We start from the raw sequence: 19901 nt of genomic DNA, 5'->3' as shown, positions 1-19901 counted from the left end.
TATCAGGGTGAATAATTATTTGTGATTACCATTGGGTGGCGGCATTCTTTCGCCGGGTGGTGGTCCTTCACCGTCTGGCGGCGGTGGTCTGCGGTCATCAGCCCCGGGAGGTGGTCCATCGCCATTCGGCGGAGGCATACCACCACGGATACCCGTTGGTGGGGGCCCCATTTGCCTTTTTGCTGGCGCCATCCGGCGTAGTACGTCCTGTATGATCTCGTCAAACTTTTTTTGTTGGGTGGCATTACAGATAGCCCTTAATTTCTGGAAATGTTTGAATGTGAACAGGTCCAGTTGTTGCTCGGCTGCTGCTGCTTTGTTGCTTAGATGCTGTACCAATGAATCCGGTGCGTTCTGCATTTTCAGTAATTCAAACAACGCTTCTTTCGATCTCCTGATACTGTCCTGCAATGGTTTTTGCCCTGCCTGGTGTTCGTCCCTTAATGCTTTATATTGTTGTAACTGTACCGAATCCAGTTGTAATTCCTTGGTAACAAACTCAAATACTTGTCCGCCGGGCGGTGGTGGTAAAGGAGTGCCGCCGGTATCTTTCGCCTTATGCGTCCACAAATATCCCAGCGTAACAATATTGGCTGTTAATAACACGAGTGTTATTATAGAAAGCCAGCGGTTATTGTTAAAAAAACTCATACTGAAAAATTTTATTCGTAAACCGATTCAGTGTTCATATTGTACGCATCAGCAAAGGATTCCAAAGTAGCGGGACTGCTGCTTTGCACTGTTGCTGGTTTTTGTGGTCCCTTTTTGTCAAACTGCATAATGGAAAACACATTGATGATCAAAAACACCAGCAAAGCTGCGCTTGCAAAAGCCGGGCGCAATAATACAAACGGCTTTTTGGCTGGTCCCAGTTCCTGCTGCATCCTGCCTATTAAACGGGTGTAGAAAAAATCAGGCGCTGCTGCTTTTTGCAACCCGTTCAGGCTATTCAATATTTTATCTTCTTTATTATTCATTATTAATTACTCCATTATTCATTTATCAATTAGATGCTGTTTTAAATAAAAACCTTCGCTGCTACGGCGGTAATTCATTAATTTTTTTCCGCAGGTTCTGTTTGGCCCTTTGTAATAAGGAATCCACAGCAGGTTCGGTGCTGTTCAGGATGGCCGCGATCTCCCTGTAACTCAGCTCTTCCACCTTATTTAAAATAAAAGCGGTGCGCTGGTTCTCGGGTAGTTGGTCCACCAGTTTAAACAGCAGTGCAGCGTCTTCCTTCCTGTCCAGCTGCACACCGGGATGGTTGAATTCCTCCGGCTCATGCAAGGGTGTATTATCGGCACCAAATAAATTGCTGATGAAGCCAAAACGTTTCTTTCTTTTTTTGCTGCGCAGGTGGTCGAGGCATTTGGTAGTGGTGATCCTGTAGATCCAGGTGGAAAGCAAGGCCTCTTCTTTAAATTGGTGGATGGAGCGGTAAATCTGTATAAAAACTTCCTGGGCTATATCTTCCGCATCAGTACTGTTTTGCAGTAAACCGAGCGATGTATTGAATACCCTGTCCTGGAAGAGGCGTACCAATTCCCTGAACGCAGATTCATCTCCGTTGCGGAGCCCATAGATCAGTTCCTGTTCGGTCAAAAAAGGCGGGTATTTTTAGTTAGACGTTGGTAATTACTGAAACCTTCGCTGTGAATTTAACTTTTTTTATACGAAGCGATGAATCCTTTTACCAACTGGTCGAATGCAGGGGCTTCATTGAACAAAAATGAATGTTCAATAGGAAGTATATAGATGGGATATGCTTTCAGTTGCTCTTCAAACTTTACCAGGCGTACCGCATCTTTTTCGGTAGTGAGTATGATCTTATCGCCCTGCAGTTTATCGTAGTGCTTTTTTATTTCTGCCAGGTCTTCGCTGTGAAAGATATGATGGTCGGGATACCGCAGCATATCATAACCCGAAAAATGAGTACTTAAAAAACTTTTTAAAGGTGTGGGATTGGCAATACCGCATACCAGTAAAACGCTGGTATCGGTGCCCAGGTTCACCTGCTGCTTTGTAAAAAGATGGTAGGGATTGGAGTAAACAGTTTCTGTAAAAAAGATATGTTGCTTTTCTGAAGGCGCAATTTCTTTGATGATCGCTTCTTTATCTGCACTACTCAAACCAGGTTTGCACTTCGTTACAATAATAATGTCGGCCCTTTTCATACTTGCCTTTACATCCCGCAGATCGCCGGCAGGTATCATCAGGTCACGGGTAAAAAGATTATTGTATGCCGTTAACACTATATTCAGCCCGGCTTGTACAGGACGGTGCTGAAAAGCATCATCTAAAATGATCACGTTCGTATCCGGCCGGTCGTGCAGCAATTGCGGAATGGCTACCAGCCGCTCTTCTCCCACCGATACTGTTACATTGGGGAATTTGATATGAAACTGCATTGGCTCATCGCCTATTTCCAGCGCCGTGGTGCTGGCATCTGCAATGGCAAAACCTTTTGTTTTTCTTTTATAGCCACGGCTCAGTGTTGCAGTCTTATGATCATTTTGTAATAAACGCACCAGGTATTCCACCATCGGTGTTTTACCCGTGCCGCCCACCGCAATATTGCCCACACAGATGATGGGAAAATTAAAAGCAGCAGATTTTAAAATATTCTTATCGAACAACCAGTTCCTTAACCATACCACCGCCCCGTAAATAAGCGAAACAGGAAATAATAAATATCTGAAACTCTTCAGCATGAATGGTTGATTCGTTAATTAGTTAATTCGTTTATTGGCTAATTCGTGTAATTGGTTTATAATTCGTGCAATCAATTTATAAATATTGAGAAGATCGTGGTCCCGTAATTCCTTTCTGTTTTATAATGCTCAAACTTTTTATAATCATTCCGGGGTGTATGTTCCAGTATGAACCAGCCTTTAGGTTTCAACAGTTTTTTTTCAAATATCTTTAACGGCAGGTCATCAATAGTAGCCAGTGCATAAGGTGGACCGGCAAAAATAAAATCATATTGCTCCGTAGTGCTGTCAATGAATTTAAACACATCGGCCTTCATTACTTTAAAATTTTCCAGTTCCAGTTCTGCAGATGTTTTCTTGATAAAATCATACATCTGGTTGTCTTTTTCCACAATGGTGATATCGTCTGCCCCCCTGCTGGCCAGTTCGTAACTGATGCAGCCGGTGCCACCAAAAAGGTCCAGCACTTTTAATGTTTCAATTTCGAGATTGTTCTGCAGTATATTGAACAAACCTTCTTTGGCAATATCTGTGGTAGGCCTTGTGTAAGGCATGTTATTGGGAGGAGTAATCTTTCTTCCGCCGTGTATACCGCTTATAATACGCATAATGCCGTAGTGAATAAATGACTGAAATAATGTGCAGGTTCGTCTTTAATAGCTGCGGTGTAATTAAAATTACCAGGCAGTTCGGCAAAATCTATTTCTACAAAATATTTGTACAGTTCGTTGTGTAAACCGGAACCGGCATTGATCATACCGCTTACTGTTAAACTTATCTGCGCCACATCCGTTCCAAAAGCCCGGCAGGTATTCAGTAAATGATATACCACATCATCGGGTGTATTAAAATCAAAATTCTTTATTACCTGCAGCTGCCCGTTCTTTCTTAATAAAAGCGTGAAAGACGATGGATAAAAATTACAATACAGCATATTCCTGTTGCCGCGACCGAGGTTGATCAATAAAGAGTCCTGGTGGTTTTGAATGCTGAATGGAAAGAAACTGCTGAATACATTTTTTACAGCAACCGGCACACGGTAAATAGTATGCAGGTCCTGCGTAAGTACGATCTCGTTTTGCACCACTGCCTGGCTTGCATCTCCATACACCAGTTCTATCATTTGCTTTGCGGTACCGGTACTGAAATATTCGTGCGGTACAATAATGCTTTCATTAAAGCACCAGGTAACAAAAATCTTTTTAAAATTCTGTGCCGATAAATTCTCAGCTGCAATAATATCATTGATCATTATTGCAATATCAACATCGCTTAAATTTTTGGCAAAATGATATACCTGCACGCCAATAAAAGTATTGGTTTCCGTATCCAGCTGTATAAAGGAAACGCCCTGCCTGCCCGCCTGCACCAGCAATATGGGTTTAACAGTTGCATTACCGGCAGCTTTTATATTAAATGATGGATTCACTTGTTGATTTTCGGCAGGCAAAATAAGATAATTTTGCTGACTTTATGGAAAGTATAGCAATAAACGACGATTTAAAAGTAAAAGTCACCAATAAACAGATCTTGTCTATTGCGATGCCTATTACGCTGGCTATACTGATACCGCAGGTAAATATGCTCACCAACAGCATTTTCCTGGGTAAATCCGGCGATGCGGATGCTTTGGGCAATGCCGGTATCACCGGTGTATATTACCTGATATTCGCAGTGGCCGGTAACGGGCTGAACAATGCCATGCAATCGGTATTCAGCCGCCATGCGGGCAGTGGCGATACCGGGGCCTTTAAAACCATTCTTTCGCAGGGTATCCGTATCTGTTTGCAGCTTTCGCTGATCGGTATTTTATTTACCTGGCTGATAGCACCGTTTATTTTACAACCAGTGGCGGCAGCCAATGCCTATCAACAGGAGATCAGTTTTTTACGTATCCGTGTTTTTGGCCTGCCCTTCCTGTATCTTTTTCAGATGGGCAATGCTTTTTTAGTGGCATCACTCAATAGCAGATTTCTGATGATCGGTTTTATCTGCGAGGCATTGATCAATATACTGCTGGATTATATTCTCATATACGGACACTGGGGTTTTCCAAAAATGGGCTTTAACGGTGCGGCACTGGCATCCGTAATTGCAGAAGCTGTAGGATTTTTAGTGGTGATAGTGGTATTATATAAAACAGGATTGAAAAAGAAATATAACCTGTTTAAAAGTTTTGCGTATGATAAAGTGATCAGCAAGGCCATCATCAAAGTATCCGCTCCATTGGTGGCACAGTACGTGATCAGCGTTACCACATGGCTGATATTTTTCTTTTTAATAGAAGCCCGCGGTAATACCACAGATAAAGCGGTGAGCAATGTAATGCGCAATATATTCGGGCTTACAGGGGTATTTGTATGGGCATTTGCCAGCACCAGCAATGTAGTGGTAAGTAATTTAATGGGTCAAAAAAGAGAAGACAAAGTAATGGAAGCAATTACCAAAACAATGTTATTGAGCATCAGCTTTTGTTCTGTAATGGTGGTATTGCTGAATATATTCCCGTCGGTGTTCTTCGACCTGTTTGGCCAGGGCGATGCATTTGTAAAAGCGGGTATTCCTGTAGCAAGAGTAGTATCGCTGGGCATGCTGTTCATGAGCATCGCCAATATATGGCTCAATGGTGTTACAGGCACAGGCAAAACAAAAATGAACCTGCTGATAGAAATTGTTGCTATTACCGTTTACCTGGTATACACATTTATATTTACCAAGCTGCATTTCATCTCGCTTGCAATGGCATGGAGCAATGAATTTGTATACTGGACCACGATCTTTATCATGGCATTTAGTTTTTTGAAAAGCGGGAAATGGAAAAGCGGGCAGCAATAAAAAATGCAACAACCAAAGTTGCTGCATTTTGCCCTAGTAGTCAAAAACAAATTAATTACTTGATCGCTGTTATTAAGATATAACGCCGTTCTTTAATTCTTTTTTGGAGTCTTCCAGTTTGGCTTTACCTTTTGCTACAATCGCTTCTGCTTCTTTGGTAACAGCTTCATATTTCTCCGTGATATTTTCCAAAAGGCCGTTGAATTTTTCTTTCACCTCATCGGCATAATCACCGCCTTTGCGCAATATCTTTTTCCTTGTTTTTGAACCTTTGTCCGGTGCAAATAAAATACCCAGTGCGGCTCCCGCTGCAACACCAGCCAGCACACCTAATAACACTTTTCCTGATTTCATGTTTTTCGATTTTAAAAGTTTATAAATAAATTATGGTTGTTTGTCAGATAGGTTTCTTGCCTTGTATCACTCTTAATAATATTGATATCACTGCAATGACTAAAAGTATATGAATAATGCCACCCGCATGATAACCTAAAAATCCTATGGCCCATACTATCACCAGTATCAAAGCCACCGCATAAAGTAAATTGCCCATGATCGTGAGTTTTAATAGTTAGAATGTGCTGAGCATTATTGCCGCACAACTATCATAATACTAATTACATGCCATGATGATTTCAGCAGCAATAAGATCAAAATAATGTGGTATTATAATTTTTACTACACAGGTTGGGTATTTTATTACCCAATGCTGTAAAAGCAAACCGGCGAATGATGCCATCCGCCGGTTATTACTATTCCCATAAATGATCCGATCATTTTTTTGTAGGTACCAGGTACAGGGGTATTGTAATGTGGTGCATCACTTTTTCGGTAACACTGCCCATTACAATTGTTTCCAGCCACTTGCGGCTATGCGTACCCATTACTATAACATCTGCCGCTACTTCTTTTGCCGCTGCTGCAATTTCATCAGCCGTATCACCTTCCTTTATCAATACTTCTATACTGTCATCTTTCAAATGTTCCTTCGTAGCATCCAGGAATTCCTGCGAAGCCTTCTTGATATCATCAGATATTTCCGGTTCCATAAAATTAAGATCAGCATAACCGCCAAAACCCATTACCGGCGAAAATGCCAGCGACGAATAACTGGCCATATCTGCCACTACATGCAACAACACCAGTTTTGCATCCATTGCTTTTGCCATGGCATAGCCTTCTTCTGCAACTCTTTGTGCGGTGGGGCCGTAATCAAGGGCAATCAATACTTTCTTCATTACCGTATATTTTAAATGTTGTACAATAATTTATTATTGATACGAAGCTGTATTGTGTATCAGCCAATATTCATGCCGTTTTAAGCAGGCATTTATGGAATGGTATAATGTTTCAATTAAATAATCAAAAGCCTGAAGCTGTAAGTGCTGCTTTTAGTTTAGGGTAAAATAAATTGAATACACTCCTGGTTACAAATTCTTCAGACGCAAAACCACCTGCACGCAGGTAATTGATCTTTCCTTTATCATCAATAATTATACTTACAGGAAATCCATTATTCTGGTTAAGCCGGTAGCAGTCATTATAACTGATCGATAGTATTTTATATTGCATGTTGTATTGCTTTACTATTTCATCAATTTTATCCTGCTTTTCGTAAGTAAAAGAGATAAATTCAAAATTCTTATTTCCTTTCAGGCTGTCGTATAATTGATTGAGATCGCCAAATTCTGCCAGGCATGGAGCACAGGTTGCAAACCAGAAATTTACAAACACTATTTTACCTGCAAGGTTCTTATTATTAAAATTCTGGTTTTTATAGACGGTGGAAAACAACGGAAAATTTTTCCCGATAAGCCTGTCGTTCCGTTCCTGGATGGCTTTTACAATAGAATCGACCGTGATCTTTGGCGATGTTGCCGTTGGCTGTTGTGCATAACCTGCTATGTACAGGTATATAAAAAACACAAAACAGCAGCTCTTCTTCATATTGTAATGATTTTATTTAAGTGCGGCAACAACCTGCTTTTTAATCTTCCTGTCCACAATGTAAAAAGCCAGCAGGCCTGCCACTGTGCTGCCCATATAAAACAGGTTAAACAGTTCCCCCATGCGGTAAGCATTAGCCGTTATCAACAGGTATAAAAAATTGATGCCAATAATTAAAAGCATATAAGGCATCTTATAATCGCCGGGGTCTTTTGCATTATGCATGAACACTGCATGGAATATAAGCATGATCGCCAGTGAGGGTAATGAAACCACTATACCATACAGGCATACCCACAAAAACATATCCATGTTGTTCCTGCCACTGGTACCCGACAGCTCGAACAAAATGAAAATGAATAAGCCTATAGCTAAAAACACATCGGCCAACAGCCACACCAGGAATACATGCTTATACTTCATATCATCAGTTTGATTTCCAAACGTTGTTGGCAAAATTGATATCCGGGAACACTTTTTCTTTATCGATCTCCACCGTTTTCAATTCTTCCGTTGTAGGCAGTTTCACTTTCCAGAAAGCCGTATTGTTCCATACTTCCACGGGCAATTTTATGGTGCCTTTTACACCGCTTTTTGTTTCGTAACTGATATTTACCGGCATGGCCATTTCATCTAAATTACCAATGGTTACTATGGCACCGTTGGCCGCCACATCCTTATCATACTTCACCGATACGATCGATTGATCCAAACGATAATTTTCCAGGAACCATCCTTTCCAGAACCATGCAAGGTCCTCTCCCGCCGCATTTTCCATCGTTCTGAAAAAATCCCATGGTGTAGGATGTTTAAATGCCCAGCGGTTGATATAGGTTCTGAAAGCATAATCAAAACGGTCTGGTCCCAGTATTTCGTTGCGCAGCAATTCAAGTCCGTAACCCGGTTTAAAATACAATGCAATACCAATGTTTCGTTCCTTCATTGCATCAGGCGTTAAAAAGATGGGCTCTGTATTTTCGCCAAACATATAACCGGCCATACCTTCCATTGTAGTTGGAGGATTTTTATACTCCCCCTTATTAAAATCATCATCGGCCAGCGAATTGATGAAAGTATTGAAACCCTCATCCATCCAGCCATAGCGGCGTTCGTTACTGCCCACGATCATCGGGAACCAGGTGTGACCAAATTCATGATCCGTTACACCAAACAAACCCTGCTCAGTAGATTTGCTGCCACAGAAAACAATACCGGGGTATTCCATTCCACCCACATTGCTGGCAACATTGGTGGCTACAGGATAAGGAAATTCGTACCAGCGTTTGCTGTAATTCTCAATACTGCCCTTGGTATATTCAGTAGCCCTGCCCCATGCTTTTTTGCCATTGCTTTCTGTAGGATATACACTCATGGCCAATGCCGTTTTACCACTGGGTAAATTTATTTTGGCCGCATCCCATATAAAACTTTTGGAGGAAGCCCATGCCACATCCCTCGAATTCGTGATCTTGTATTTCCAGGTTAGTGTGTTGCCCGCAGGTCTTGATGCAGGATCGGTCACTTCTTTTTCTGTACGGATCATTACGGTCTTATCACTTTTTTTCGCTTCTTCCAGTCTTGAAACCTGCGTAGGCGTGAGTACCTCAGCAGGATTTTGCAATTCGCCGCTGCAAACAACAATATGGCTGGCAGGTGCAGTCAATGTCACATCAAAATCACCATACTCCAGGTAGAATTCACTCGGACCAAGGTAAGGATCGGTATTCCATCCCCTCACATCATCAAACACGCACATTTTAGGATACCATTGCGCCACGGTAAAAATATCACCGTTCTTGGTTTTTAAGATACCACAGCGGTCAGCACCATATTCAGGTAACACGAACGAGTACTCGATCTTTAATTTGATCATATCACCACCTGGCTTAACGGGCTTGCGTAGACGCACCTGCATACGGGTGTCGGTAATGATATAATCTGCCGGAGTACCATCTTCATATTTAACGCTCACGATCTTATCACCACCATCGAAAGAGCTTTTACTGTCGCCATAGCGGCTGCGGCTGTCGATAGGCATACGGGCCTGGCCGCGGCTGCTTTTATTAAAAAGATTCTGTTCCACCAGCAGCCATAAAAAAGGCAGCGTATGCGGACTGTTATTTTTATAAGTAATGGTCACACTACCACTGATCTCGTGTGTAACATCATTCAGCGATGCATTGATCTGGTAATCGGCTTTATTCTGCCAGTAGCCAACATTGGGCTCACCGGTTGCAGCCCTGCTGATGGTGCCGCCCGAAGGATAGAATAAAGGAGAGAATAAGGCATGTGGATCGTAACGGGTATCGATACCTACAACATCATTTTGCGCTGTAACCGCAAGGCTAAAAAAACATAAAAGAAAAAAAGAAAACAATACTTTTTGCATGAGCTTGATTTTATGCCATGAAGTTAGACAAAACAAGCTACCCGATAAAGCGGTATTTGTTAACCGGTAATTATTGCCAGGCGGCCAGTAATTTTTTACCGGTCTCTTTAATGGTGGGGTCGTCCTCTGTATGATTGGGCAATTTCATCATTTCGTTCAGCAATGCAATGGCCTTGTCATCCTGGTTATTGCGGTGATAGGCCTTGGCCAGTTCAAGATAATTAAGGATAAAGCCCGGTGTCAATGCTTTTGCTTTTTCAAAAGCAGCAATACCATCTTTTAAAGAAGAAGGCGGAAAGCCGCCGTAGAAAACCTTTACTGCAGCACGTTCTATCATGTTCAGGTTACTGAATCTCGTAATGCCAGCGGCCGAGTACATGCCATGCCAGGAAGTTGGATGGATTACTTTTAAGCGCAGCATCCACGTATTTTTTAAGATCTTTTGCAGAAGCAACTTTTTCCTTGCCCGATTTGGTGAGCGTGGTACGGCCCAGCATAATGGCCATGGAAGTATTGGCTTCGGAATTGGTGGAATCCACTTTCAACGCTGTTTGTGCATATATCCTTGCAGCATTGTAATAATCATCTCTCGATTTGGCATTGGTTTGCCGCTGCCCTATCCTGCTGCACAGTTCGCTGCTTTTACTCAATGCATGTATCTGTATGGGATTGATGTGGAGCGCTTCTTTAAACTTGGCTAATGCAGCCATTTCATCAGGCACAGCTTCCAGCCGTTCTGCTTCCTTTATGACCGCAGTAATATCCTGTGCTGCAGTTTTCAAAAAGGCAAGGATCGCAATAAAAAAAACAGTAACCACCCTCATGCTAAAAATCTTTTTTATAACTAACCCCCACACTGCCCCTGAATGCTGCAATGGGAGGATATACCTTTTTAATATTAATGTATATAGAAGTAATTCTTTTGTCGGAGCTGTAAATATCATCCGTCAATTCCTGTGCCACTGTTTCTAAAAGAGCGGTAGGTGTTTGCATCCGCTGCTTTATGATATCGTAAATTTTTACGTAATTGATGGTCTGGTGCAGTTCGGTAACCGCTTCATGTGTTACTAAAGTCACTTCCGCATTTACTTCATATTCATTGCCCAGTATCTTTTCTTCCTGGTACAAACCATGAAAAGCAAAAAAGCGCAGGTTATTAAGATGGATCGTAAACATTTTTTTAATTAATAATGAATAATTAAAAATTAATAATTGGTAGTCAATAGTATCAGGATGCTTTAATTAGTTGAAAACGCAACGGGTTTAAAACATTATTAATTATTCATTTTTAATTATTAATTACTAGTGGAGTCCTTTTTCACCAAGGTATCTTTCCGCATCCAGCGCAGCCATACAACCACTGCCTGCTGCCGTTACAGCCTGGCGGTATATTTTATCCTGCACATCACCGCTGGCAAATACGCCTTCAATATTGGTTTTAGAGCTACCGGGTATGGTTTTTATATAACCCGATTCATCCATATCGATCCATCCTTTAAAAATATCGCTGTTGGGCTGGTGACCAATGGCCACAAAGAAGGCACTTACCGGTATAGTTGTTTTTTCACCCGTCTGGTTATTTTTTATACGAACCGCTTCCACTTTTTTGTCGCCTAATATTTCATCGGTCTCACTATGCCAGTTCACTTTTATATTCGGCGTGTTCAATACCCTTTCCTGCATCACTTTACTGGCCCTCATTTCGCCCTTGCGTACGATCATGTGCACCACCGAGCATATTTTAGAAAGATATAAAGCTTCTTCAGCCGCGGTATCTCCTGCACCAATGATAGCCACTTCTTTTCCTTTAAAGAAAAATCCATCGCATACCGCACAGGCGCTTACGCCATAGCCATTCAGGCGTTGTTCACTTTCCAGGCCCAGCCATTTGGCGCTGGCGCCGGTGGAAATGATCACGGAATCCGCTTCGATCCATTTTTCTTCATCAATTTCCACTTTCAAAGGCCTTACAGAAAAATCCACCTTGGTGGCCAGCCCGTAACGGATATCGGCGCCCATGCGCTTAGCCTGGTTCTCAAAATGTACCATCATATCCGGTCCCTGTATCCCGTCGGGATAACCGGGGTAATTTTCCACTTCTGTAGTGATAGTTAACTGTCCGCCAGGCTGAATACCCTGGTATAAAACGGGGCTCAAACCCGCTCTTGATGCATAAATAGCTGCTGTATAACCTGCTGGTCCCGATCCAATGATCAAACAATGTACTTTTTCTGTCTCCATGATTTTATTATAAAGGATTACAAATTTACAGGAATAATCAATACTGTAAGTAATGCCTTATTACCATAAACCAAAAGGGTTCCGGCCTTACAGACCGGAACCCTTTTTATGAATTAATGCGATGGTTATTCTTTCACCAGCTTAAAGCTTTCGCCGTTGGCCAGTTTTAAAAGATATACACCTCTTGCATAAGTATTGATGAAGATCGGTGTGGCAGTTTGCGTAATATTTACGGTCTGCAGCACTTTACCATTCACATCGCTTAATACCGCTTTGCTGTTCAGTAAACTGTTATCGGTAATATTCACGATCACTTTATCCTTTGCAGGATTTGGATAAACAGTTACCACGGTTGAACGGTTGTTCTTGATCAGTACAATATCGCTGTAAGTGAAATTACCATTGATATCAGTGATCTTTAAGCGGTAATAATACACAGGCGGAACATTGATAGCAAGATTATCTGCATATTGGTAATTCTTAACAGTGCTGCTGTTACCACTGCTGTTGATCTTGGCAATAGCAACAAAATCGGAGCCATTCTCGCTGCGCAGCAATTCAAAGTATTTAGTATTTATTTCAGAAGCAGTGGACCATTGCAATTGGTTGCTGCTACCATTCTTGGTTACATTAAAGCTCAGCAAATTAACCGGCAATGTTGCCAGGGCAGAAATAGTGTTGGAAAATGCGCCCTGTCCTGTAACAGAAGTTTTATCTGCAGATACCCTGTAATAATAGTTATCGCCCGCTACTAAACCGGTTACTGCCAAAGAATTCGTTCCAAAAGCAACTGTAAAAGGCGAACCTGCAATAGGGCTTGTAAAATCATTGGTAGTGGAAACATCCACAATATAGTTATTGATCGTTCCTGTAGCAACCGGTGTTGTCCAGCGGGCAGTAAAACCGGTAAGGCCGGTGCTTACATGGCTGGCTGAATTGGCAACAGGTACTATCATACTATAACTTTCCACCCAGTTACTGGTGGCGCCTGTCAATGCAAAATTGGTGAGTGTACCACCATTACCGGAACCACTGTTATCAGTTAAACTGGTCAGGCCGGTGTTTGTGCCACCAGCAGTACCGGTATTAAAATTATAATAGCCTTTTAAATTGCCTGTTAATACAGATGAAGTGCTGGTCATATTGGCCTGTATCTGCGCCTGTGTAAGTGCTACATTGTATACACGAACCTGGTCCAGCGAACCATACCAAGAATAGGTTTCAGCTGTCAATCCTCCGCCACCCAACCCGGTGTCATCAAATGCTCCCAAATAATTTTGTCCGCTTACAGATGCAGGAGCTGCGGTATTGGTTTCCTGCAGCACACCGTTCCTGTAAAGGTTCATGGTGGTTGTTGCTGCATCGTAGGTCAATGCAATATGTTCCCAGTGATTAAGGGTCATATCTGCATGGTCAACTATATCATAGTTATTACCATCAAAATTATTGGCAGCATGTATCTTGCCATTTTCCACCCATATACCATCACCGGAGGAAAGAATATTTTCCACTCCATATCCTGCTCCTCCCACATTATTAGGACCGGCAAGAAATACCCAGGCTTCTTTGGTGTAGCTGCCCCCGGCTGTATAGAAGCCCGAAGCAGAACCAACGATCACATAATCGCCGGTACCAGCACCTCCAATACCACCATCAAAGTTCAAACCATTTCCCGGTTGTGCGTTGCTGATAGTAACAGCACCGGTGCAGATAAAAAATAATAAAAGAATGCATTTCGCAAGTTGCGTAGATTTTTGTTTCATGGATAAAAGTTTAACTGTAAGTATTTGTGACTAAAAGTACAATTAATATTTAATTTCTTATAGCAAAATATTCCAAATAACAAAAATGATACTTTCAAAATACCGTAACCGGCCCGTTGAAGGGTTAAAAAGTCCATTAAACCAGTAGAGAAATGATAGGTAAAAAATTCCCCAGACCCTTTACTATGCAGTTTTATGCACGTTATACAGCATTTTGAATATGGCGTAATAAAAAAGTCCCGGCATTTTACTTTGCCGGGACCTTGCTGTAAATATCATAGAAAGATAACCTTATTCCTTAACGAGTTTTACACTTTCGCCATTAGCCAGCTTTAGCAGGTAAATACCCCTTGCATAAGTGCTGAGATTAATGGAAGTAACCGTTTGCTTAATGATCACCTGCTGCAATTGCTTGCCGCTGATATCAACCACGGTTGCCGTAGTATTCATCAGCGATTTGTCGGTAATATTAACGGTAACCTTATCTTTTGCAGGGTTAGGATACACCGTAATGGCTCCGCCCCCCTTGCTGTTCTTGATCAAAAGAATTTCACTGTAGCTGATACCGCCATTAATGTCCACCATTTTTAAACGGTAATAATAAACCGCTGCCTGGCCGGTGGCTGCATCAGTATACTGGTAATTTTTGGTGGTACTGCTGTTGCCACTGCCGTTAATGGTAGTGATAGTAGTAAAGTCAGTCCCGTTCTCGCTTCTCTGTACCTCAAATGTTTTATTATTCTGTTCAGAGGCTGTTGACCATTGCAATAAATTACCACTGTTAGTTTTGCTGGCGTTAAAATTAAGCATGTTAACTGCCAATACATTCAGCGTTTTAACAGTGATTGGTAATGTAAGCGCACCCTGGTTGGCAACTGCACCATCCTTATCCGCTACCAGCATATAGTAATAGTTGGTGTTGGGCGATAAACCAGATACATGCAGCGTATTGGTACCAAATGGCACATTGAAATACGAGCCCGGTATAGGGTTTTCAAAATCCGGTGTAGTGGAAACATATACATAATAGCGATCGATCATGGAAGCACCACCAAATGCAGGCGGGGTCCAGTTGGCATCAAAGCTTGTTTGTGTAACATTGGTGGCAGCGTTGGATGTAGGGATGATCATTGCATAGCTTTCCACCCAGTTGCTGTTGGTACCGGTAAGATCAAAATTCATAAGTGTACCATGATTACCGTTTCCGCTTTGATCGGTCAATTGTGTTACACCGGCATTGTTGGCTCCGCCTGTTCCGCTGTTAAAGTTATAGTAAGCTTTCAGGTTGCCCGGCAATACAGAAGTTGTATTCACCATATTTGTCCTGATCTGTGCCTGTGTAAGCGCCACATTATACACCCTTATCTGGTCCAGGTGCCCCCAGAAGAAATAATCGGGCAAACCGGTGTCGGTATTAAAAAATGCACCTACATAATTTTGACCTGATGCAGATGTAAACGGTACGGCATTATTCTGCACCACCAGGTTACCATTGCGGTAAAGCTTCATAGTAGTTGCACCGTCGTAGGTTACAGCATAATGCACCCAGCGGCCAGGCGTGATCCTGCTGGTATCAACCACATCATAATGCTCCTGTGAAGGAATGATATAATTGTTGGAGTTATTCACCAATTGGTCGTACTCAATAAAAAACGGATCCTTGCAGGAAATAAAATTTTCTGCAGTGTGGTACGGGCCTTTTAATACCCAGGCTTCTTTTGTGTAAGCGCTGCCAACTGTATATAAACCGCCTGCAGGTCCTGCAATAACATAGTCCTGGTCGGGTTTATCAAAAGCCAAAGCATTGCCCTGAGCGTAAGTTTTTTTCACGGGTGTAGTGAACAGTAAGAATAGGAAAGCAACTTTAAAGAATAGCGATGTAAGTTTTTTAATCATATTAGGTGGTTTAAAAAGTTTATCATTATTATAAAATAATAAACACATCAATGTACATGCAAGGGAAAACTGGCATTTACTTAGATGATACGGATTACTTTATAACGTGATTTGTAAAAACGCTTCGCTCGGGGAGAAACAAAAGTATAATTTATTATTTGTACACGGAAGGAACTAAACATATATAATTATTTGTAAACCGTAAACTGTTTTTAATAAATTTATTAGAAAGATTATTTAGCAATAATTGTGCCATACCATACCGCATACCCGCAAAAAGCACCCAGGGCATTATTACTGATATTCCCGATCACTTTATTGGGCTGCGCAAAGGGATTACCGATGCTTTGCTGGGCAAATTCCCAGGTGTTCCAGAATGTATAACTGGCCTTATCAATATTGCACAGCTTCACCGTTACCGTATCGCCTTTTCTAAAAAAATTACTGTCTGCCGAAATAGAATTATTCCGGTCGATACCCGGTTCCACCTGCACTTCGTAGGTAGTGCCGTCAATCACTGCATCATCGAATACAGAATTGGGGCCCGGTAAAAAAACACCTGAGTTCTTTTTGGTAAAATAGCGGATATAATTACCCAAACCGGGCGGATCGGTGGTGCGGCTCATCAACACCCGTTTATTGGTATCAGGATTGAGCGGCGCTTTTTTAAACCACAGCGAATCGGGGTATTTTGCCAGCACCGGTATATTAGTTTGCGCTGTATACTCCTGCCCTTCGGCTTTAATATTAAGTGTATATTTTTTATTGAATTCTCCAATGAAAGATGTGGAAGGGCTTGCCGGATCCACACTGTAATAATAAGCAGTATAACCACCACCTAACGGGTACGCATACTCTTTTAATTTATGGGTAAGTGTGCCGTTAGATATGGTAACATCTGCATTCCTTACAAATGAACTGGCGAGTATCTGCGGGCTGATGGTACTGAAATAATCCATGCTTTTGGATAATACCACCATGGGCGCCTGTCCATTCTCTATCTGTGCATCCACCACCAATACATCATCAGCATTCTTTAAATTGAAATTGATATTCTTTTCGCAGGACGAAAGCAAAACAATAGCGGAGAGTAAGAGTAAGGCTGTTTTCATTACGGCCCCAAAATTAACCCGTCCCGTACAGATTCCCGCATTTTAGTTGTTATGTTTTGTAAACGGTCAGCAGGCAGGTTATTGACAAAAAAAATCCTCCTGCTTTTGGCAGAAGGATCCAGGAGGATTAACCCATCAAAATATTATTAACCCAGGTAGGCTTTCAATGCGCCGCTGTAACGTGCTTTCTGCAAACGTTTGATAGCCCTTTCCTTGATCTGGCGGATACGCTCTTTGGTCAGGTCATACTTTTGACCGATCTGCTCAATGGTAACACCATTTTCTCCGTCCAGACCAAAGTAAGCATTCACGATCTCAGCTTCCCTTGGACTTAATGATTTTAATACCCTGCGGATCTCATTTTTCAATGAGTCGTGCATTACATCCTCGTCAGTTTCATCACCACCTTTCAGCAGGTCGCCCATTGCTACGTCTTCAGCCTCATGCACGGGTGCATCCAGCGAAGTGTGACGGGTGTTGCTCTGAAAAATGTTGTTGATCTCTGTTTCGCTCATCTCCAGTAACTCTGCCAACTCTTCTGTTGATGGCTCTCTCTCATGTTCCTGTTCAAAAGCCATGTAAGCTTTGTTAGCTTTGTTGTAAGTGCCAATTTTGTTTTGAGGCAGGCGGACTAATCTGCCCTGCTCTGCTAACGCCTGTAGTATCGACTGGCGAATCCACCACACAGCGTAAGAAATGAATTTGAAACCTTTGGTTTCGTCGAAGCGTTGTGCCGCTTTGATCAAGCCGAGGTTGCCCTCGTTAATTAAATCGCTAAGAGAAAGCCCCTGGTGCTGGTACTGCTTAGCAACAGATACCACAAAACGTAAGTTGGCCTGCACCAATTTGTCCAATGCCCTCTGATCGCCCATCTTGATCTTTTGTGCCAAAATGGTTTCCTCTTCGGGAGTGATCATAGAGATTTTCGAAATTTCCTGCAAATATTTCTCAACTGCTTGTGAATCACGGTTGGTAATCTGCGTTGCGATCTTAAGTTGCCTCATTGTAATGTATTAATTCAGAATATTTAACACTAAATAGACATATTTGTTGGGGAAAATGTTGCAAATGAATAGTTAATGCGTCAGAACCCTTAAAATAGTGGGCAAAGTTACGTAAAAACGGCCGTATTTCATAGTGTTTGTGTAAAAAAGGGAGGAATGGTGGATAAGAAGCCACAAGGTTGTGAGGGGAATAGCTACAAGGGGAATAGCTACAAGGGGAAGAGCCGCAAGGGAAAAGTTGCAAGGGAAAAGTTGCAAGGGTCAACTGCGAGACCTTCTTAAACTGAAAAGTTACTCAAACCCCTTGCTTCTCCATTGGAGCTTGCCACTTGAAGCTTGTTAGGGGAACAGGCACAAGACCTTCCTTATCTGAAAAGTTATTCAAACGACCTGCTGCTCCCTTTCGGCTTGTTACTTGCAGCTTCCTTTCCAAAACTTGTTGTCTTTCCCTTGCAGCTTGCCACTTGCGGCTTATATTTGGAGCATGATAACTGACTTACGTTCTGATACTTTTACCAAGCCCTCCCCGGCCATGCTGGAAGCCATGTTCAAAGCCCCCGTGGGTGATGATGTTTTTGGCGAGGACCCTTCTGTGAATGAACTGGAAGCAATGGCTGCTGAAATGTTTGGCATGCAGGCCGCCCTGTTCTGCCCTACCGGCACCATGACCAACCAGATCGGCATCAAATGCCATACGCAACCCGGCGACGAAGTGATCTGCGATAAAATGAGCCATGTGTATATTTACGAAGGCGGCGGCATTGCCTTTAATAGCGGCAGCCAGGTAAAAGCTTTGGAAGGCGACCGGGGCAGGATATCGGCGCAACAGGTGCTGGAAGCCATCAATCCTGAGGATGTGCATAAGGCCCATACCAGCCTGGTGAGCCTGGAAAATACGGCCAATCGCGGTGGTGGCAGTTGTTACGAATTTGAAGATTTTCAACTGATTAAAGAGATCTGTTTAAAAAATAGTTTAGGCCTACACCTGGATGGTGCCCGCCTGATGAATGCGATCGTGGCAAAGGGAGAATCGCCACTGGCTTATGGCGAGGTGTTTGACAGCATCTCGGTTTGTCTCAGTAAGGGATTGGGCACACCCATTGGCAGTGTGCTGCTGGGCAAGTTCGATTTTATAAAGAAGGCCCGCCGGGTGCGCAAGGTTTTTGGCGGCGGTATGCGGCAGGCCGGCTATATGGCCGCGGCGGGTATCTATGCCCTGCAGAACAATATCGACCGCCTGGCCGAAGATCACCTGCATGCCCACCAGGTGGCGGAAGCTTTGCTGAAGAAAGATTTCATCGGCCGCATCCTGCCGGTGGAAACCAATATCATCATTTTTGAAGTAAAGGATTCGTACACCGCCAAGGAATTTTGTGACAGGCTTAAACTGGATGATATACTTTGCCTGCCCATTTCTGCCACACAGGTACGGATGGTGTTTCACCTGGACGTATTGCCGCCCATGGTAAAAAAACTGGTGGAAGTGATAGAAAGTATGTAGGTCACATACTTTTTTACCACAGGACTTACGTTAGATGTTTAGCACACAATCAAACTAAACTTATTACACTTAATCCTACCATAATCGTTTTACGCGAACGCCAGTTATTGCTGCGGGTGCTTAAACTATACGTGGTAGTAAACGATACCCATCTCTATCAACTGAAAGAACAGGAGCCTTTGTTGATAGAAGAAAATACTTTGCCGGTGAAGATCGTGGTAAAGAATGGTTTTCATTTTTCCAAACCTTTGTTTATACGAAAAGCCGCTACGGATACGGTTTTTATTGATATCGGTTGTGAAGCGGACAATGGCCGGTTATGGGGTGGTTTACTCTTCAGCTTTTTTTTATTCTTCATCTTTTTTGTTACGGGATTTTATATCATTCTTTTACTGGCCAACCTGCCGTTGCTGTTTTTAGTGTATAAATTCTTTTTTAAACCCAATGAATTTATAACAGCTGAAATATTGAAAAAATAAACGCCTAACTTTATCCCGTATTA

23 protein-coding genes are annotated in these 19901 nt (G+C 42.4%); 3 read left to right on the top strand and 20 right to left on the bottom strand.

All coding sequences use genetic code 11. The annotated features are described in order from the left end of the window. Positions 1-15 precede the first annotated feature (15 nt). The 6 genes from QM738_RS19535 to QM738_RS19510 all read right to left on the bottom strand — a co-directional run bounded on the left by QM738_RS19535 (position 16) and on the right by QM738_RS19510 (position 4161). A complete protein-coding gene (locus QM738_RS19535; protein WP_462278428.1) occupies positions 16-651 on the bottom strand; it encodes a Spy/CpxP family protein refolding chaperone in 636 nt (211 codons plus the stop codon). Between the two features lie 11 nt (positions 652-662). Further along, positions 663-977: a hypothetical protein gene (locus QM738_RS19530; RefSeq protein ID WP_462278427.1), complete on the bottom strand. Its 315-nt coding sequence runs from the start codon at positions 975-977 to the stop codon at positions 663-665. A gap of 61 nt (positions 978-1038) precedes the next feature. After that, positions 1039-1602, bottom strand: coding sequence for an RNA polymerase sigma factor (locus QM738_RS19525; protein WP_462278426.1), 564 nt, complete (start codon positions 1600-1602; stop codon positions 1039-1041). Between the two features lie 56 nt (positions 1603-1658). Then, positions 1659-2711, bottom strand: a complete 1053-nt coding sequence (gene lpxK, locus QM738_RS19520) for a tetraacyldisaccharide 4'-kinase (RefSeq protein WP_462278425.1) — start codon at positions 2709-2711, stop codon at positions 1659-1661. A 71-nt stretch (positions 2712-2782) separates the two neighbouring features. Further along, positions 2783-3319 (bottom strand): RsmD family RNA methyltransferase, encoded by a 537-nt coding sequence (locus QM738_RS19515; RefSeq protein ID WP_462278424.1) that lies wholly within the window; start codon positions 3317-3319, stop codon positions 2783-2785. Continuing rightward, positions 3307-4161 (bottom strand): DUF3822 family protein, encoded by an 855-nt coding sequence (locus QM738_RS19510; RefSeq protein WP_462278423.1) that lies wholly within the window; start codon positions 4159-4161, stop codon positions 3307-3309. The genes QM738_RS19515 and QM738_RS19510 overlap by 13 nt, the downstream gene beginning before the upstream one ends. A 23-nt stretch (positions 4162-4184) precedes the next feature. Between QM738_RS19510 and QM738_RS19505 the strand changes: the two genes are divergently transcribed. Then, on the top strand, positions 4185-5546 hold the full coding sequence (locus tag QM738_RS19505) for an MATE family efflux transporter (RefSeq protein WP_462278422.1): 1362 nt from the start codon (positions 4185-4187) through the stop codon (positions 5544-5546). A gap of 72 nt (positions 5547-5618) precedes the next feature. Here QM738_RS19505 and QM738_RS19500 read toward each other — a convergent pair whose 3' ends face one another. The 14 genes from QM738_RS19500 to QM738_RS19435 form a co-directional block, all read right to left on the bottom strand. Further along, entirely contained in the window at positions 5619-5900 is a 282-nt protein-coding gene (locus QM738_RS19500; RefSeq protein ID WP_462278421.1) for a YtxH domain-containing protein, read from the bottom strand. Positions 5901-5943: 43 nt separating this feature from the next. Next, positions 5944-6099: a lmo0937 family membrane protein gene (locus tag QM738_RS19495; protein ID WP_462278420.1), complete on the bottom strand. Its 156-nt coding sequence runs from the start codon at positions 6097-6099 to the stop codon at positions 5944-5946. 220 nt (positions 6100-6319) lie between these two features. Continuing rightward, positions 6320-6784 carry a universal stress protein gene (locus QM738_RS19490; RefSeq protein ID WP_462278419.1) on the bottom strand — a complete coding sequence of 155 codons (465 nt, stop codon included), beginning with the start codon at positions 6782-6784 and terminating at the stop codon, positions 6320-6322. Between the two features lie 124 nt (positions 6785-6908). Next, positions 6909-7493 (bottom strand): TlpA family protein disulfide reductase, encoded by a 585-nt coding sequence (locus QM738_RS19485; RefSeq protein WP_462278418.1) that lies wholly within the window; start codon positions 7491-7493, stop codon positions 6909-6911. Positions 7494-7505: 12 nt separating this feature from the next. Next, positions 7506-7916 carry a hypothetical protein gene (locus QM738_RS19480; protein WP_462278417.1) on the bottom strand — a complete coding sequence of 137 codons (411 nt, stop codon included), beginning with the start codon at positions 7914-7916 and terminating at the stop codon, positions 7506-7508. Positions 7917-7920: 4 nt separating this feature from the next. After that, positions 7921-9882: a M1 family metallopeptidase gene (locus QM738_RS19475; RefSeq protein WP_462278416.1), complete on the bottom strand. Its 1962-nt coding sequence runs from the start codon at positions 9880-9882 to the stop codon at positions 7921-7923. 70 nt (positions 9883-9952) lie between these two features. After that, positions 9953-10219 (bottom strand): hypothetical protein, encoded by a 267-nt coding sequence (locus tag QM738_RS19470; protein WP_462278415.1) that lies wholly within the window; start codon positions 10217-10219, stop codon positions 9953-9955. A gap of 7 nt (positions 10220-10226) precedes the next feature. After that, complete coding sequence (locus tag QM738_RS19465; protein WP_462278414.1) at positions 10227-10706, bottom strand: hypothetical protein; 480 nt, start codon at positions 10704-10706, stop codon at positions 10227-10229. A gap of 1 nt (position 10707) precedes the next feature. Next, positions 10708-11058, bottom strand: a complete 351-nt coding sequence (folB, locus tag QM738_RS19460; protein WP_462278413.1) for a dihydroneopterin aldolase — start codon at positions 11056-11058, stop codon at positions 10708-10710. Between the two features lie 126 nt (positions 11059-11184). Next, the gene (gene trxB, locus QM738_RS19455) at positions 11185-12123 is read right to left on the bottom strand and encodes a thioredoxin-disulfide reductase (protein WP_462278412.1); all 939 of its coding nucleotides are present in this window, start codon (positions 12121-12123) and stop codon (positions 11185-11187) included. A 125-nt stretch (positions 12124-12248) separates the two neighbouring features. Further along, a complete protein-coding gene (locus tag QM738_RS19450; RefSeq protein ID WP_462278411.1) occupies positions 12249-13886 on the bottom strand; it encodes a LamG-like jellyroll fold domain-containing protein in 1638 nt (545 codons plus the stop codon). Between the two features lie 291 nt (positions 13887-14177). Next, the gene (locus tag QM738_RS19445) at positions 14178-15782 is read right to left on the bottom strand and encodes a LamG-like jellyroll fold domain-containing protein (RefSeq protein WP_462278410.1); all 1605 of its coding nucleotides are present in this window, start codon (positions 15780-15782) and stop codon (positions 14178-14180) included. A 233-nt stretch (positions 15783-16015) separates the two neighbouring features. After that, positions 16016-16894, bottom strand: coding sequence for a DUF4249 domain-containing protein (locus tag QM738_RS19440; RefSeq protein ID WP_462278409.1), 879 nt, complete (start codon positions 16892-16894; stop codon positions 16016-16018). 146 nt (positions 16895-17040) lie between these two features. After that, entirely contained in the window at positions 17041-17898 is an 858-nt protein-coding gene (locus QM738_RS19435; RefSeq protein ID WP_255155881.1) for a sigma-70 family RNA polymerase sigma factor, read from the bottom strand. Positions 17899-18382: 484 nt separating this feature from the next. Here QM738_RS19435 and QM738_RS19430 point away from each other — a divergent pair, with 484 nt between their 5' ends. Both QM738_RS19430 and QM738_RS19425 read left to right on the top strand, forming a co-directional pair. Then, positions 18383-19399 carry a threonine aldolase family protein gene (locus QM738_RS19430; protein WP_462278408.1) on the top strand — a complete coding sequence of 339 codons (1017 nt, stop codon included), beginning with the start codon at positions 18383-18385 and terminating at the stop codon, positions 19397-19399. A gap of 116 nt (positions 19400-19515) precedes the next feature. Beyond that, on the top strand, positions 19516-19878 hold the full coding sequence (locus QM738_RS19425) for a hypothetical protein (RefSeq protein WP_462278407.1): 363 nt from the start codon (positions 19516-19518) through the stop codon (positions 19876-19878). Positions 19879-19901: the final 23 nt, after the last annotated feature.

Origin of the sequence: Ferruginibacter sp. (assembly GCF_049840995.1) — a bacterium.
Classification (GTDB): Bacteria; Bacteroidota; Bacteroidia; order Chitinophagales; family Chitinophagaceae; genus Ferruginibacter.
Note: the sequence above shows the minus strand (reverse complement) of the source record. Positions and strands in the feature narration are given on the sequence as shown.

What these genes read in the sequence shown, in the direction of transcription:
- QM738_RS19535 (WP_462278428.1), bottom strand. Translation starts at nt 651, where the DNA reads ATGAGTTTTTTTAACAATAACCGCTGGCTTTCTATAATAACACTCGTG.
- QM738_RS19530 (WP_462278427.1), bottom strand. Translation starts at nt 977, where the DNA reads ATGAATAATAAAGAAGATAAAATATTGAATAGCCTGAACGGGTTGCAA.
- lpxK (WP_462278425.1), bottom strand. Translation starts at nt 2,711, where the DNA reads ATGCTGAAGAGTTTCAGATATTTATTATTTCCTGTTTCGCTTATTTAC.
- QM738_RS19515 (WP_462278424.1), bottom strand. Translation starts at nt 3,319, where the DNA reads ATGCGTATTATAAGCGGTATACACGGCGGAAGAAAGATTACTCCTCCC.
- QM738_RS19505 (WP_462278422.1), top strand. Translation starts at nt 4,185, where the DNA reads ATGGAAAGTATAGCAATAAACGACGATTTAAAAGTAAAAGTCACCAAT.
- QM738_RS19500 (WP_462278421.1), bottom strand. Translation starts at nt 5,900, where the DNA reads ATGAAATCAGGAAAAGTGTTATTAGGTGTGCTGGCTGGTGTTGCAGCG.
- QM738_RS19495 (WP_462278420.1), bottom strand. Translation starts at nt 6,099, where the DNA reads ATGGGCAATTTACTTTATGCGGTGGCTTTGATACTGGTGATAGTATGG.
- QM738_RS19490 (WP_462278419.1), bottom strand. Translation starts at nt 6,784, where the DNA reads ATGAAGAAAGTATTGATTGCCCTTGATTACGGCCCCACCGCACAAAGA.
- QM738_RS19485 (WP_462278418.1), bottom strand. Translation starts at nt 7,493, where the DNA reads ATGAAGAAGAGCTGCTGTTTTGTGTTTTTTATATACCTGTACATAGCA.
- QM738_RS19480 (WP_462278417.1), bottom strand. Translation starts at nt 7,916, where the DNA reads ATGAAGTATAAGCATGTATTCCTGGTGTGGCTGTTGGCCGATGTGTTT.
- QM738_RS19475 (WP_462278416.1), bottom strand. Translation starts at nt 9,882, where the DNA reads ATGCAAAAAGTATTGTTTTCTTTTTTTCTTTTATGTTTTTTTAGCCTT.
- QM738_RS19470 (WP_462278415.1), bottom strand. Translation starts at nt 10,219, where the DNA reads ATGATAGAACGTGCTGCAGTAAAGGTTTTCTACGGCGGCTTTCCGCCT.
- QM738_RS19465 (WP_462278414.1), bottom strand. Translation starts at nt 10,706, where the DNA reads ATGAGGGTGGTTACTGTTTTTTTTATTGCGATCCTTGCCTTTTTGAAA.
- folB (WP_462278413.1), bottom strand. Translation starts at nt 11,058, where the DNA reads ATGTTTACGATCCATCTTAATAACCTGCGCTTTTTTGCTTTTCATGGT.
- trxB (WP_462278412.1), bottom strand. Translation starts at nt 12,123, where the DNA reads ATGGAGACAGAAAAAGTACATTGTTTGATCATTGGATCGGGACCAGCA.
- QM738_RS19450 (WP_462278411.1), bottom strand. Translation starts at nt 13,886, where the DNA reads ATGAAACAAAAATCTACGCAACTTGCGAAATGCATTCTTTTATTATTT.
- QM738_RS19445 (WP_462278410.1), bottom strand. Translation starts at nt 15,782, where the DNA reads ATGATTAAAAAACTTACATCGCTATTCTTTAAAGTTGCTTTCCTATTC.
- QM738_RS19440 (WP_462278409.1), bottom strand. Translation starts at nt 16,894, where the DNA reads ATGAAAACAGCCTTACTCTTACTCTCCGCTATTGTTTTGCTTTCGTCC.
- QM738_RS19435 (WP_255155881.1), bottom strand. Translation starts at nt 17,898, where the DNA reads ATGAGGCAACTTAAGATCGCAACGCAGATTACCAACCGTGATTCACAA.
- QM738_RS19430 (WP_462278408.1), top strand. Translation starts at nt 18,383, where the DNA reads ATGATAACTGACTTACGTTCTGATACTTTTACCAAGCCCTCCCCGGCC.